This is a genomic window from Syntrophomonas wolfei subsp. wolfei str. Goettingen G311 (assembly GCF_000014725.1).
Taxonomy (GTDB): domain Bacteria; phylum Bacillota; class Syntrophomonadia; order Syntrophomonadales; family Syntrophomonadaceae; genus Syntrophomonas; species Syntrophomonas wolfei.
Window position 1 is genome coordinate 1,860,788 of the sequence record NC_008346.1, and the last position, 15,126, is coordinate 1,875,913.

Sequence of the window (15,126 nt, forward strand, 5' to 3'; positions counted from 1 at the left end):
TGTCTGACGACGATAAAAACCCCTCACCCCTTACCCCTCTTTCTTATTAACCCCCACAATGAAAAAGGAGACCTTGTAATCGGTCTCCTATGTATCGCCTTCTTTTTGGCTTCACATTTCAACCCCTATTCGTTGGCAGCTCTCTTAAAGCCCCGTATAGGAATGTTGGCCACCAGGGCAACGGAATTTTCTTCATTTTCCAGGTCAACGATAAGGGATTCTTCGTCTATTTCCATATATTCCCGAATTACTCTTATTAACTCCTCTTTTAATGCATTCAAGAAATTGGGAGATACTGAAGCCCTATCATGTATTAAAACCAGACGTAATCTCTCTCTTGCTATATCCCTGCTACCCGCATTCTCCCTCCCCAATAAGCGGTTAATAATATCCAGCAAAACTCCCTCCTCCTTTCTTATCTAGCCATTTTCAGAATTTTTTTAAATCGATAAAAGAAATTTTCCGGTTCATCGAGGGATGGTAGTGGGATATCTTCTCCCATCATTCTACGGGCAATCCTTCTATAGGCAGCACCTGCTCTGGAGGCGTTTTCCATAACAGCAGGCTCTCCTCGGTTGGTGGAAACCACTATACATTCATCTTCAGGAACAACTCCTAGTAATTCTATGGAGAGAATATCCAGTATATCCTTTATATCCATCATGTCGCCACGCCTCACCATTTTGCTTCTTAATCGATTTATAATCAACCGGCTATTTCTAAGCCCGGCAGCTTCCAAAAGACCGATTATGCGGTCGGCGTCCCGGACTGATGAAACCTCGGGCATGGCCACAACTATAGCATCATCCGCCCCGGCAATAGCGTTCCTGAATCCCTGCTCTATACCTGCGGGGCAATCTACCAAAATAAAATCAAAATCCTGACGCAATTCATTGGTAAGGTTTTTCATCTGGTGAGGCGTAATAGCTGTCTTGTCTTTGGTCTGGGCCGCAGGTAAGAGATGTAATCCTTCAAAACGCTTGTCCTTTATAAGGGCTTGCTTAAGTCTACATTTGCCATTGACTACATCTACGATGTCAAATACTATTCGATTTTCTAAACCCATCACTACATCCAGGTTTCTCAGACCAATGTCGGTATCTACCAATACCACTTTTTTGTCCATCATGGCCAGTGATGTTCCTAGATTGGCAGTGGTTGTGGTTTTTCCGACTCCGCCTTTGCCTGAAGTAATAACGATAACCCTACTCTTCATCTTCAGTCCTCCAATCATATTTTTAACTTTTCTATACAGACTTTTCCGGATCTAATCCGGGCCATTTCAGGGCTATCAACCAGCACTACCTCCCCATCTGGTGGTCGTGTTATGTGGTCAGCTATCCTTAATTGGGTAGGAATCAAGCGATAGGCAACTATAATCGCTTTTTCGTCACCAGATGCTCCCGCATGAACCATTCCTCTAAGACTTCCCATAACCAGGATATTGCCACCAGCAATTATTTCAGCTCCGGGGTTGACATCACCAAGTATTACCACATTGCCATCGGTAAAAAACTTGTTTCCTGAACGCAAATGACGACAAATTAAAGCTGTTTCTTCATAATGGGAGAAGTTTTCAAAAAATTCGTTTTCCTCTTCCCCACGAATTTCGCTTTTAATAATAAGGTCATGTAAGCGTAAACCACGTTCCGCCAGAAAGGTCTTTATTTCCTGGGTCTGCTTTAAAGTTAATTTGCCGGCTTTGGCGGTTATACTTATGCGACTACCCCACGAGCAATCCTGGGCCAAGCTTAACCTTCTCTCCAATTCCCTTTTCATCTCTTCAAAGCTGTTACAAGCGCTCAAATTCAGGTGTATTTCGCTAGCTGTCTCCCTAATTGCTGCCACCGTCCAGCCTCCAATCTGAAAATACTTAAATCATTCCCGTGCTTACAACATTTTAGCGAACCGGGAATTAAGCAATTTTATCTTGCTTATCTAGTATTCCTTTTGCTAAATCAGCCGTTAGGCAATTTAGTTTTACGTTATACATCTAATTCTATATATTGATTTTTTTTCCTTTATAGAAAAACAAAAAAAAATGGGAACATTACTCAAATATTCCCTGATAATCGTTTATTCCCGCCCAAAAATTCCCCGTTTTTTCGCTGTTAGTTTTTTAAGCATCAGAAGAAACTGCGGAGCAGTTTCAACACAGCGCTGCAACGAGACGGGGGATTAGAACCCGCCGCCTGTTTTCTTAGTAGGATCCCGACCGTTTAAAAGAAGTGGGGACATATTTCACCTCTTTATAGTACTATGTAAGCAAAGACCCTTACTCTATTGGCTGGCCGTCAATTGCATTTTCCACTGCTGCTTCAGCTTCGATTATTTTATCTGCCACTTTCGCCTTATCTGCCTCATCTGCTGCCAGGTGATCCTTTAAACCAAAATAATGTTCAAATATATCCCTGGCCACATAACCGGCTGATTCACTTCCATGGTGGCCATATTCCACCACCCCGGCAAAAGCGATTTCCGGATCATCATAAGGAGCAAAAGCCACAAATACCCCGTGAAATTCTTTTAATTGATTATCTCCAGCACGCCCTGTTTGGGCGGTTCCGGTTTTAGCAGCTACTCCTATGTCTTTGGGAAAATCATAAAAAAGAAAGTGAGCCGTACCACCCGGCTGGGTAACAGCCAGCATAGCTTTCTGGGTTTCCCTTATGCTTTCCGCCTTTAGTTCTACATCATGTATAAGTTGAGGATGAAAAACCTTTAAAACTCTATTATCATGTGAAACTATGCGACTAACTAGATAAGGCTTCATTAAATGACCTCCATTGGCTATGGTGGCCACGTAGTTAGCTAGCTGGATTACGGTATAATCGTTGTCGCCCTGGCCAATAGACATATTGAAAGTATCGAAAGCCTGCCACTTAGTTTCAAAGCCATAATCTATTTCATACTGGGCTTCCAGCTTAATCTTTTCCTGTTTAAGCTTTTTTTCCAAACTACGCTTCTGCTCATCATCCTGAGCTTCCGCCAATAACTCTTCGTATTTTTGTGCCAATTGCTTTTGCAATACTTCGTACTTCTTGTCAACAATCCGAGCATATTTTTCCTTCTTCCATTCGGGTGAAGGTAAAAGACCGCTTTCCTCATCAGGAAGGTCAATACCGGTTTTGGCCCCTAATCCAAACTGCCTGCCCACCCATACTATGGCGTCTTTGCCTGCCCTCCGGCCCATTTCCTGAAAAAAGGTATTGCAGGAGGTGGCCATACCAGTATAATAGTTGACATTGCCATGTACTCCCGTACAAGGGATATATGGAGCTATCCAATAGGCACCCTTACAATTAACCAGGCTTTTTAAAGGATCAACTCCCCCTTTTTCCAGAGCCGCCATGCCGGTTACCGGCTTAAAAGTGGAACCGGGCGGATAAGTAGATTGCAGGGCACGATTCACCTCGGCTCCTGGTTCCATAGGATTATAGGCATTACCCTGGGGAAAATAGTAGGGTACTCGTTGCAGGCTGAGATTTCCCTTCCAGTCATTGGGGTCCAGGGGAGGATCACTGCACATAGCCAGAATCTCACCGGTTTTAACATTCAGTACTACAGCCGAACCGACCCGAGCCTTGGGATACTTGACTTGCAAGCGTTTCAAGGTATCAGCCATACTCTTTTCCAGTACCCTCTGCAGCTTCATATCCAATGTAAGATAGAGATTATTTCCGGGTGAAGGTTCCAGGGTAACCAGTTCTCGTATCGGACGTCCCCGGGCATCGACTTCCACTTGCCGGGCACCGTCTTTACCCCGTAGGTACTGCTCATATTGTTTTTCAATACCTGATTTGCCAATCAGGCTGTTAATACTGTATTTGCTCGCCTCTACCCGGGCCAATTCCTCCGAATTTATGGAGTGAATGTAACCCAATACATGGCCTGCTAATGCTGCTTGCGGGTAGTAACGCAAGGGTTCCACTACCACGGATACTCCTGGCAAATCCCGTCGGTTTTCCTCCAATTTCACCACCAATTCCCAGGGTATATCCCGTATAATAATTACCGGCTCAAACAGGCGGAATTTTTGCTTTTCAATTTTATCTTCAATAAAATCGGAGGTCATATCGGGATAATAATCCTGTACCAGGCTCACCAGATTATTAATTACCTGCTGCTGATCTCCCAATTGCAGGAAAGTAAGGGAAAGCGTATATACCAATTTGTTAGCAGCCAGTATATTGGCATTGCGTTCATATATTTCCCCTCGTGGAGCCTTTATGGCCACCAATCGAATGCGGTTGTCTTTGGCCTGGGTTTGGTATACCTCGTTAAAAAACAATTGCACAATGGCCAGCCTGATAGCGAGTATAACCAACAATGCAATGACTACAGCTGTATATATTTTTAAGCGTTTTTTGAACTCATCGCTTTTCATCTACCTCTCCCCTGTTGACCTAAGAATCCCTTGGTAAGAAGACTTATAATACCATAGGTACAATGGTACGCCTAAAACGGTGTTGTAAATGCTTTGGTAAATTACTGTAACTACTATATTCATATCAACATTGAAAGTATCGTGGGTAAACAAGGCCAAGAAAAAAACCAAAAGGGAATTTATAAATGTACTAAAAAAAACCGCTATCAGAGCTACCAGTATATTCTCCTTAAAGACTCTATCCTGAAAATGTCCTACCAGGTAGGCAGTAAAAGCCTTGGATAGAGCATTAACCCCAATAAAACGGCCCAGGTAGAGATCCTCAAGTAAACCACAAAGAAAACCGTATATGGTTCCTCCCCGCGCCCCATTTATCAAGGCAAAAAACACTACGAAAACAAGTACCAGGTCAGGTAATGTCCCCTTTATACCATAGAAACTAAAAATGGTCGACTGTAATAATATGGCCGTAAACGGTAATAGGAAAAGAAGCAAATACCTCAATTTTCTGAATCCTCCGCCCCTTGTACAGCTTCCGGTGGCTGGAAGCTGGTTATAATCAGGACTTCCTCCAATTTATCAAAATTAACGACCGGTTCTATATCGGCTGACAATAACAAACCGCTGGGTTCAGGGCTTATGTTCTTTACCACTCCGATATCTATACCCCGAGGATAAGTCACTGATAAACCGGAACTTATTACCCGGTCATTCTTTTTTATGGGAGAATAATAAGGAATATTTATCATGCGCAAGAGGTTACTATCCCCACGCCCTTCAATTATCCCGTTGGTTTCCCGGCTTTCCTGAAGGATAGCGCCTACAGCCACCTCACGGTCAGTAATCAAGTTGACCTGCGCTGATTCCTTGCTTACGCTCCCAACCTGGCCCACCAAACCCTCGGGGCTGATAACCGGCATCCCTTTCTTTATTCCCTGCTTGCTTCCTTTATTGATAAGCAGATAGCGATACCAGTTATTGGGGCTGCGGCTTATAACCCGGGCCGGTAACAAATTATAGCTATCCAGGTTGTCACTTTGGAAATCCAACAAGCTCCGTAAGCGTTTTAGCTCAGCCTGAGATTCCCTTAAAACCTGATTCTCTATTTTGAGCTCCTGGTTTTCTTTTTGCAAAGCCTGAATCTGCTGGCTGAGAACTTCCTTATTATTAAGGGTAGTGGCAATACCCCCCCAATTATGCCTGAACCCATTTACCCCGCTTTGCAACGGGGTAAATATATCTCTTATCAAATTCTCCGCTATGCTTATTTCTTCACGTTCAGGAGAAGTAAGATGCATAAGCAGAAATGATAGTAATACTGTGAATACCAGTATCCACAGGTATTTGTTGCGTAATATTTTTAACAATTGTCTTCACCCGGCTAAAATGATTTTTTGGGAGAAATCAAAACCTTGCGCAATACTTCGATATTTTCCAGTACCCGCCCGGTTCCCTGGGCTACGGCCAAAAGAGGGTCGTCACATACATAAACTGGCATTTCCGTTTCCTGGCTGATCAATTTATCCATACCCTTTAGCATAGCTCCGCCTCCTGCCATGATAATACCACGATCCATAATATCCGAAGCTAGTTCCGGCGGGGTTTTTTCCAAGCATACCTTTATACCATCCACGATTTGTTCTACCGTTTCTTTAAGGGCTTTTTGGATTTCCAGGCAAGATACCTTTATAGTTTTAGGTAAACCACTTACCAGGTCGCGCCCCCGTACATCGTAGAACTCCTCCTCACCTTCCCATAGGGCTGACCCCACCGATATTTTAATATCCTCAGCGGTTCGCTCCCCAATCAGGAGATTATAGTTCTTTCTCAAGTTCTGAATGATGGCTTCATCCATATTGTCGCCGGCTACCCTTATCGAGCGGGCTGTGACCACGCCTCCCAAGGATATTACCGCCACTTCGGTAGTACCCCCACCTATGTCAACTATCATGTTGCCGGTGGGTTCATGAACCGGAAGGCCTGCACCAATAGCTGCTGCCATAGGTTCCTCAATTAAATAAGCCTCCTTGGCACCACCCTGCAGTGCTGCTTCTCTAACCGCTCGTTCCTCCACGGTGGTACATCCGGTAGGTATGCTTATAACCACTCTAGGTCTTACCAAGGGCATTCTCTGATCCAAGGCCTTGGCAATAAAATACTTTAGCATAGCCTGGGTTATATCAAAATCAGCTATTACTCCGTCCTTCATGGGCCGGATAGCAACAATGTTTCCCGGTGTCCTGCCTATCATCTGTTTAGCTTCTTCACCCACGGCCAGTACCTTTCCACTATCATTCAGTATAGCTACAACCGAAGGTTCCCTAAGGATTACCCCTTTACCTTTTAAGTGAACCAGGGTATTGGCAGTACCCAAGTCAATACCCATATCCTTACCGAAAACCACTATCTTATTTCCTCCTTAACTAGATTAGCCCTCTTGCTTTCAGGCTGCAGTAATTTATTTCCCCAATAATGACATGATCCAGGATCTCGATTCCCATTATTTTTCCAGCCTCAATCAAACGGCGGGTGATTTCTATATCCTCCTGGCTGGGAGTAGGATCCCCACTGGGATGATTATGTACCAGAATCATGGAAGCAGCACTCTTTTTTACTGCTGTTTTAAAAACCTCACGAGGGTGTACTATGGAACTATGTAACCCCCCGATCGATATATCCTGCATGGTAATAAGACCGCCCTTGCGATCGAGATACAAAACCCGAAAATGCTCACGGTCATAATGGCGCATTTCTTCCATGGCCAATTCTCTAACTGCTTCCTGCACGTCTTCGGGAGATTTTATTATCCTTCTTAGCTGAATATTGCCGACTACTCTTCTCCCCATTTCTATGGCAGCTTTGATGCTCACCGCCTTGGCCATCCCGATTCCTTTCTCAGCAGTAAGTTCCTCCAGAGTGGCTGACATAAGAAACCTCAAACTTCCCCCATGACGGGCCAGAAGCTGCCGGGCAAGTTCCAGCGCATTCATTTCCCTGGTGCCGCTCCCGAGTACAATGGCCAGGAGTTCGGCCTCATCCAGCTTGTCTTCGCCACGAGCTATGAGCTTCTCCCGGGGACGCATGGTTTCCGGCATTTCCTTTATATTGAGATTTACGAAATACTCGTTCATCTACTTTCACTCATTCCTCAGGATATTTGTACCACGCCGGGCCAGCATTCCATATACCCGGCTGATCGGAAGCCCCACCACATTAAAATAGCAGCCATCTATTCGTTCGACAAAAACAGAACCCAGCCCCTGTATACCATAGGCCCCTGCTTTGTCCATGGCTTCTCCGCTACTTATATAGGTTCGAATTTCCATCGGTGATAAGCTACGGAAATAAACGCGGGTTACTTCGCTTTCCACCTCAGATTCAGCCTGGTCAATATCCTTTATACATACTGCTGTTATTACCTCATGAGATTTACCACTAAGGTGACTTAACATTAGGAAGGCGTCATCTTCATCCTGGGGTTTGCCCAAAACCTTACCATCGCATACAACTATGGTATCGGCGGCTAAAATCAATCCATGTTCAAAATTCCTGGCTACCGCCTCTGCTTTCTCGCGGGCGACTCTCTCTGCTGCTTTCCGGGGTAGCTCTCCCGGAAAGAAATGCTCATCCAGCTCGGCGGGAACACTTTTATACTTAATCCCCAGAGCATCCAACAAGTCCTGGCGCCGCGGGGATGCTGAAGCCAATATTATTTCCTTATGCAGATTACCGCCTCCTAAATCAAAAGCGCCGGTACAAGAAATAAGCCAGAACAAATCCTAAAATGGTGAAAAAATTAACATGAAGCATAAAGCCAAATTGCAAGGTAAAGACATTCAGATCTAAAGAAAAAGCAGGCAGACCTACGCTCTGAACCTGCCCCAGCACCTTCAAATTAGGCCATAGTTTTACTACGGCATCTCCTATCCATCCACCTATAATCCCTCCCAGCACCAGCAAAAGCAAGAAAATCTGCCAGCCTGGGTAGGCGTTGGATCTTGCCACTTTTCTTCCTCCAGTCGCACATTTTTTTAAGTGTAGCATTAGGACCGGCTAAAAACAAGACCAGCAAAAAAGGGGATAAATCCCACCATTGCCTGCCAACAGGAAACAGAGCATCCCCTTTTAAATATCCTTTCTACCCCCCCATGGCCCAGGTGTCACAACCACCGATGAAAATAGGGGAAGCAAAAAGTGCGAATTTTTTTGACGCTGAAGGGTGCAGGGTGGGGGGCCACCATTCAATCTTCCGTCCTCCGTCTTCCGTTTCCTACCTGTTATTCAATGCCAGGTAAAAGCTTAAAAGTTCCAGGTTAACTGATAGATCTACATTTCTCAGTATAACATCATTGGGTACTTTGAGTACCCGCGGCGAGAAATTGAGAATAGCTTTTACCCCTGAGGCTACCAGGAGGTCGGTAACATCCTGGGCCGCAGGAGCAGGCACCGTAATTACCCCCACTGTAATATTTTTTTCCGTCACTCTCTGCTGTAGCAATTCCAAAGGTTCAATCTTTACCCCATCCAGTTCGCTGCCAATTATTTTCTCATCCACATCCATGATCGCACTTATAGTAAATCCCCGGTCCAGAAAACCCTGGTATAGGGCAAAGGCCGAGCCCAATTTGCCAGCGCCGATGATAATAATATTCCATCTCCGGTCCAGTCCTAAAATCTTTAATAAACAGCCATAAAGGTCTTCTACCTTGTATCCTACCCCACGAGTGCCAAACTCGCCAAAATAAGCCAGATCCTTTCTCACCTGGGCCGAACTAACGCCTACGCCAGCAGCGATTTCGCCCGATGAAACTGTTTCCACGCCTTCCTCGATCAATTGCCTGAGATAGCGGGAATAGATTGAGAGCCTCATAATTGTTGCTTCCGGAATTTTGAAGACTTTCAAGCCCCCATCCCCCTTTTCTTAAATTTTTCTGCTTGTCTTGCTTTTTTTTTTACTAGACATAGAATTTGAAAACAAGAAAATAGGTTCACCAACTATTACAGCATAACCGTTTCTAACATTATAGGAAGATTTTAATTAATTTGTAAACAATCATTGCTGCAAATGCTGCTGAAGGAATAGTTACAAACCAGGCAATTAGAATTTGGCGGGCAATATTCCAGCGAACACCCTTCAAGCGTTTAGCTGCTCCAACTCCCATAATGGCAGAGGAGACAACATGGGTGGTGCTAACCGGAGCTCCCAGTAGACTGGCGGAATAGATTACCGCTGCGGAAGTGAAGTCGGCGGCAAAGCCATTTATGGGTTCAATGCGAAATATTTTTCCCCCCATGGTTCTGATAATCCTCCAGCCTCCCACTGCAGTCCCCAGAGCCATAGCCAGGGCACAGGCTACCATAACCCAGATAGGAACATGAAAACTGCTAATCAGTCCTCCGCTTAACAAAGTCAAGCTTATTATTCCCATTGATTTCTGAGCATCATTGGAACCATGAGCAAAAGAAGCCATGCAGGCGGAAAGTACCTGGAGTTTTCGAAATTTGTTATTGGTTCTAGCCGGAGAAGCTTTTTTAAATATCCAAAACAATAGAGTCATTACCATACTTCCCGCCACGAGACCCAGTATGGGTGCCAGAATCAGACCACTGAAGATTTTGACAAAACCCTGCCAATTGACGGCGTAAATACCAAAACCAGCCATTACCCCTCCAACCAGTCCCCCTATCAGAGCATGGGAAGAACTGCTGGGTATGCCAAAATACCAGGTAAATAGATTCCAGAATATGGCCCCGATTAACGCGGTAATCAAAACCAGAGGAGTTACCAGGTCTGGAGCTACCAGGCTCTGTCCTATGGTGGCCGCAACCGCGGTGCCACTTAAGGCCCCGACAAAGTTCAGGGTCGCGGCAATCATTATGGCCGTACGTGGTGCCAGAGCTTTGGTGGAAACTGAGGTGGCAATAGCATTGGCGGTGTCATGAAAACCGTTTATGAAGTCAAAGAGGAGGGCCAATAAGACGACAAAAATAATCATTATTAGACTAAACATATTTTACCGTTATTCCTTTAATTATGTTGCTAACGTTTTCACAGTAATCCAATGTAGTTTCCAGGTGTTCATAAATCTCTTTCCATTTAATTATTTCAACCACATTTTCCGTTTTTTCAAAAAGAAGGGCAATACCTGCCCGGTACAGGTAATCGCCCTCATGTTCATATGACCTGATTTTTTCGCAAGAAATAACAATTTCATCGTGCCTGGTTTTAAGCTCGGGAAGCTTATTCACTGCGCTTTTAATCTCCTGGGTAGCCGTATTCAGAACCGCAATAAGTTTCATTATATACTCAGGTTCTTTGGGTCTAGTTGCTTTGTAGAGAACGAACTTTTCCATGGAACCCTGGATATGATCTAGAATATTATTCAATTCCCGGGACAGCAAGAGAATATCCTCTCGATCAAAAGGTGCGATGAAAGAACTGTTGATTTGCTTCATAAGTAAAGACAAGGTTTGGTCTCCCCGTTCTTCCATCTGGGTCAATAATTCCAGCTTTCCCCGTGCATCCTGAGCTGTCTTGGAAAATTCCAGCAAAATATCAGCGGCATCACAGACCGCTTCGGCCAGCTCATTAAAAAATACAAAGAACTTGTCTTCCCGTGGCTTTAACTTGAAAACCACTTTTATACCTCCTCGATCCTACTTATCCTATTCTAATTATAGCAAATAATAACTTTGAGCCTGTGTTAAGAATCTGTTAATAATAGCTTAAACACTGGTTAAGTATTTTCTCGCCTTATCCAATAGATAAAATGATCCGGTAATCAAGAGATAATCTCCCAGCTTCAACAGGCTCTCTCCTACCTTAATAGCCTCTATAATGTCTTCCTCCATGTATAAGTCTGCTCCCGGAAACAGAGAAAGCCAATCTTCTTTCAATCTTTTCCAGTTTTTGCTCCGGCTGCCTTCCGGCCGGCTCAAAACCAAAACCCTGGTATTGTGGCCCAAAGGTTTTAGTATATTCTGTGCATCCTTATCATCCAGTACACCCAGAACCAGGGCTTTTTTCTTTCCGGGTAAAATATCATTCAAGGATGAAGCCAATACTGAGGCCGCTTGTGGATTATGGGCTGCGTCCAGAATAAACGGGGGATTAATCCTTACTATTTCCATTCGCCCCGGAATTCTTAGTTTTGCCAGGGCCGCTTTCATATCCCCCTCAGTCCACAGAAACCCGGCCATTTTCAATACCTGCAGAGCAGTAAAAGCCACCGCCAGGTTTTCCAACTGGTAGGAGGCCGGAGAGGGGAGAAAAACCTTATCCACAACTTGCCCGGAGAAAACGAGCTTGAGAAGCTGCCCTTCCAGGCTGGCCTGGGCTTCACGAGTGACTTCCGCCAGCGAACTGGGATAGAGCGGAGAATCCAACTCCCTGGCTCTAGCTGCAATCACCTGTCGGGCCGGAGGATTGACCGGCCCCATAACCAGCGGCACCTTTTTCTTTATTATACCCGCTTTGTTCCTTGCGATTTCTTCCAGGGATGTTCCTAAATATTGGGTATGGTCATAATCAATTCCGGTAATAACCGAAACTACCGGCTCAATAACATTGGTGGAATCATAAATACCACCCATGCCAACCTCAAATATAGCCAGATCCACCTGTTTATCGCGAAAATATTCTAAAGCTATAGCGGTTAGTATTTCAAATTCCGTAGGTCGCTGGCTCAAGTTTTTAATATGCTTTTTAACCTGCGCCATATAAAATAAAAATTCTTCTTCCTCGATGAAAGTATCATTTATAGTAAACCTTTCCCGATAGGAATGAATATGGGGCGAAATAAAACGCCCCACGCGATAGCCAGCTTGGCTTAAAACTGCCGATAAGATAAACGAAGTTGAGCCTTTGCCATTGGTTCCAGCAATATGGACTGTTTTTAGACACTTTTCCGGATGTCCCATCTCCCGAAGCAGGGCTTCAATTCTGCTTAGACCGGGTTTAATACCCGAGCTGGCCATTTCTTCCAGTTGTTGACCTATTATTTCTTCAAAAGATGCAAGCGTTGTAAAATCCCCTCTTTTCTGTTTATCGCCTCTCCAGCCTTACTTCTCTCCTTCTCAATAACCTCGGGAGGAGCTTTGGATAGGAACTTCTGATTATTAAGTTTATTTTCCGCTTTCTGAAGATCGCTCTCGGCAGCCTTTAATTCCTTTTGCAGACGCTGGATTTCTTTTTCCACATCAATGATGCCTTCTAAAGGCACATAGATTTCAGCAAGCGAAAGCAGGGCCGAAACCGCCTGTTCCGGCTTCTTCTCCAGTTCATACAGCAACTCTAACTGCTCCAAACGGGCCATTTGCTTGATTATGGCCTGATTATCCATAAAGACTTGCCTTCTTACTTCATCAGGAACTACCATTATTGCCTTAATAAGAATAGAGGGATTTATATTGAATTCGGAGCGAATATTACGCAGAGCTCGAATAGCCTGCATCAACTGCTGCATCTGTTCTACCTCTGCCAGCCAAATCAATTCCTCCTTACTCTCCGGCCAGGGATCCAGCATAATGGTAGCGGAGTGAGCAGGTAGAAATTGATATATCTCTTCAGTAATAAAGGGCATAAAAGGATGCAAGAGACGCAATATATCGACCAGAACATCCCGCAAGACATTTTGCACTACCAATCTTTCCCGGGGATTATCCTGGTTTACCAGCCGGGGTTTGGCCAATTCAATGTACCAGTCGCAGAACTCATCCCAGATAAACTCATAGAGCCTGCGGGCTGCTTCTCCCAGGTCATATTTATCCAATAAGTTGGTCACTTCCGCAATGGTCAGCTGCAAACGGGATAAAATCCAGCGATCTGCCAGGCTTAGTTCCTCCAGGCCCGGTTTTATGGCTTCAAATCCCTCCATATTCATAAGAACAAATCGAGATGCGTTCCATATTTTATTGGCAAAATTGCGGGTATTTTCCACCTTATCCCAATGAAAGCGAACATCATTCCCCGGTGTTACACCTGTAATAAGGGAAAATCTCAGGGTATCGGCTCCAAACTTTTCGATCACTTCAATGGGATCTATACCGTTATTCAAAGACTTGCTCATTTTCCGACCCTGGGCGTCCAGAATAAGTCCATGAATATTTACATCATAGAAAGGAACTTCTCCCATGTGTTCAATTCCAGAGAAAATCATGCGCGCTACCCAGAAAAATATAATATCGCGGCCAGTTACCAGGACGGTGGTGGGATAAAAAAAGTCCAAATCCCGGGTCTTATCCGGCCAACCCAGAGTGGAAAAAGGCCAGAGGGCACTGCTAAACCAGGTATCCAATACATCCTCATCCTGTTTTAATTCCGCTGATTCACAATTAGGACAGTGGTTTGGGTCCTCTTTACTGCAGATTATCTCTCCACATTCCTGGCAATACCAAACCGGTATACGATGTCCCCACCACAACTGCCGGGATATGCACCAATCCCGGATATTCTCCATCCAATTGATATATATCCGGGTAAAACGCTCCGGAATAAACTTTATTTCTCCATCCAGTACCTTTTGAATGGCGGGTTCAGCCAGGGGCTTCATCTTTACAAACCACTGGGTGGATACCAGCGGTTCGATTACAGTATCACAGCGCTGGCAATGTCCTACAGCATGCCGGTGTTCTTCCACCTTAAGCAGGTAGCCCTGAGCCTCTAAATCTTTCACTACCTGGAGGCGGCAGGCATAACGATCCAGGCCCTGGTAAGGACCAGCATTCTCGTTCATAAAGCCATACTTATCTATCACGGCTATTTGCTCCACCCCATGCCGCAAACCCATGTCAAAATCATTGGGGTCATGGGCCGGGGTTACCTTAACCGCTCCGGTGCCAAATTCTTTGTCTACATAATCATCGGCAAATACTGGTATTACCCGGTTCATTAGGGGGAGCAAGATTTTTTTGCCAATAAGATGCTGGTATCTCTCATCATCAGGGTGTACGGCCACCCCGGTGTCCCCCAGCATAGTTTCCGGACGGGTAGTGGCTACTACTATAAACTCATCTTCACCCTCCAGCGGGTATCTTATATGCCAGAGATGACCATCACTATCTTCATGTTCCACCTCAATATCAGAAATGGCTGTATGACAACGGGGACACCAGTTTATTATGTAATCCCCCTGGTAAATCAAGCCCTTTTCATAGAGGTTTACGAAAACCTCACGTACCGCCCGGGAACAACCTTCATCCATAGTAAATCGCTCCCGGCTCCAATCGCAGGAAGAACCCATAAGACTCAACTGCTGGGTTATCCGGTTACCATATAAGTGCTTCCATTCCCAGACCCTTTCCAAGAATTTTTCTCTGCCTAATTCATACTTATTCAAACCCTCCCGGGCCAGCGCTTCCTCGACCCTGGCCTGGGTGGCTATCCCGGCATGGTCGGTTCCGGGCAGCCATAAAGCATTATATCCCTGCATTCTCCGCCAGCGGGTTAATATATCCTGCAAAGTATTATCCAGGGCATGTCCCAGATGTAGTGATCCGGTGACATTGGGCGGGGGCATAACAATGGAAAAAGCTTTTCCCTCCAAATCCGGACGGGGAGCAAAATAATTATTCTCCCTCCAGTATTCATACCATTTGTTCTCTACCTGTCCTGGTTCATATACACTGGGCAAACTCGTGGCCATCGACATGATTTACCTCCTTATTTCCGCTGGTTAATTTATGATTGCTTGCCGTTTTTTCTTTTACACTCTAAACTTCTTTCTCAATTCTACTTAAAG

15 protein-coding genes are annotated in these 15,126 nt (G+C 44.9%); all 15 read right to left on the reverse strand.

Going from position 1 to position 15,126, the window contains the following annotated elements:
- Positions 1-125: 125 nt before the first annotated feature.
- The 15 genes from minE to SWOL_RS08520 all read right to left on the reverse strand — a co-directional run bounded on the left by minE (position 126) and on the right by SWOL_RS08520 (position 15,036).
- Positions 126-398, reverse strand: coding sequence for a cell division topological specificity factor MinE (minE, locus tag SWOL_RS08450; RefSeq protein WP_011641032.1), 273 nt, complete (start codon positions 396-398; stop codon positions 126-128).
- A 17-nt stretch (positions 399-415) separates the two neighbouring features.
- Complete coding sequence (minD, locus tag SWOL_RS08455; protein WP_011641033.1) at positions 416-1,216, reverse strand: septum site-determining protein MinD; 801 nt, start codon at positions 1,214-1,216, stop codon at positions 416-418.
- Between the two features lie 14 nt (positions 1,217-1,230).
- Positions 1,231-1,848, reverse strand: coding sequence for a septum site-determining protein MinC (gene minC / locus SWOL_RS08460; RefSeq protein WP_011641034.1), 618 nt, complete (start codon positions 1,846-1,848; stop codon positions 1,231-1,233).
- A 427-nt stretch (positions 1,849-2,275) separates the two neighbouring features.
- Entirely contained in the window at positions 2,276-4,387 is a 2,112-nt protein-coding gene (gene mrdA, locus SWOL_RS08465) for a penicillin-binding protein 2 (protein ID WP_011641035.1), read from the reverse strand.
- Positions 4,388-4,891: a rod shape-determining protein MreD gene (gene mreD, locus SWOL_RS08470; protein WP_011641036.1), complete on the reverse strand. Its 504-nt coding sequence runs from the start codon at positions 4,889-4,891 to the stop codon at positions 4,388-4,390.
- The gene (gene mreC, locus SWOL_RS08475; RefSeq protein ID WP_011641037.1) at positions 4,888-5,754 is read right to left on the reverse strand and encodes a rod shape-determining protein MreC; all 867 of its coding nucleotides are present in this window, start codon (positions 5,752-5,754) and stop codon (positions 4,888-4,890) included. The genes mreD and mreC overlap by 4 nt, the downstream gene beginning before the upstream one ends.
- A gap of 14 nt (positions 5,755-5,768) precedes the next feature.
- Positions 5,769-6,791, reverse strand: a complete 1,023-nt coding sequence (locus SWOL_RS08480) for a rod shape-determining protein (protein ID WP_011641038.1) — start codon at positions 6,789-6,791, stop codon at positions 5,769-5,771.
- Between the two features lie 19 nt (positions 6,792-6,810).
- On the reverse strand, positions 6,811-7,518 hold the full coding sequence (gene radC / locus SWOL_RS08485; protein ID WP_011641039.1) for a RadC family protein: 708 nt from the start codon (positions 7,516-7,518) through the stop codon (positions 6,811-6,813).
- Between the two features lie 6 nt (positions 7,519-7,524).
- The gene (locus SWOL_RS08490) at positions 7,525-8,163 is read right to left on the reverse strand and encodes a Maf family protein (protein WP_242649316.1); all 639 of its coding nucleotides are present in this window, start codon (positions 8,161-8,163) and stop codon (positions 7,525-7,527) included.
- Entirely contained in the window at positions 8,129-8,392 is a 264-nt protein-coding gene (locus SWOL_RS08495; RefSeq protein ID WP_041427488.1) for a DUF4321 domain-containing protein, read from the reverse strand. Before SWOL_RS08495 ends, SWOL_RS08490 begins: the two co-directional genes overlap by 35 nt.
- 265 nt (positions 8,393-8,657) lie before the next feature.
- Complete coding sequence (locus SWOL_RS08500) at positions 8,658-9,290, reverse strand: redox-sensing transcriptional repressor Rex (RefSeq protein WP_011641042.1); 633 nt, start codon at positions 9,288-9,290, stop codon at positions 8,658-8,660.
- 118 nt (positions 9,291-9,408) lie between these two features.
- Positions 9,409-10,398: an inorganic phosphate transporter gene (locus SWOL_RS08505; protein ID WP_011641043.1), complete on the reverse strand. Its 990-nt coding sequence runs from the start codon at positions 10,396-10,398 to the stop codon at positions 9,409-9,411.
- Positions 10,391-11,026, reverse strand: a complete 636-nt coding sequence (locus tag SWOL_RS08510; protein ID WP_011641044.1) for a DUF47 domain-containing protein — start codon at positions 11,024-11,026, stop codon at positions 10,391-10,393. The genes SWOL_RS08505 and SWOL_RS08510 overlap by 8 nt, the downstream gene beginning before the upstream one ends.
- Before the next feature lie 87 nt (positions 11,027-11,113).
- On the reverse strand, positions 11,114-12,364 hold the full coding sequence (locus SWOL_RS08515; protein ID WP_011641045.1) for a bifunctional folylpolyglutamate synthase/dihydrofolate synthase: 1,251 nt from the start codon (positions 12,362-12,364) through the stop codon (positions 11,114-11,116).
- Between the two features lie 20 nt (positions 12,365-12,384).
- Positions 12,385-15,036 (reverse strand): valine--tRNA ligase, encoded by a 2,652-nt coding sequence (locus SWOL_RS08520; RefSeq protein ID WP_011641046.1) that lies wholly within the window; start codon positions 15,034-15,036, stop codon positions 12,385-12,387.
- Positions 15,037-15,126 lie beyond the last annotated feature (90 nt).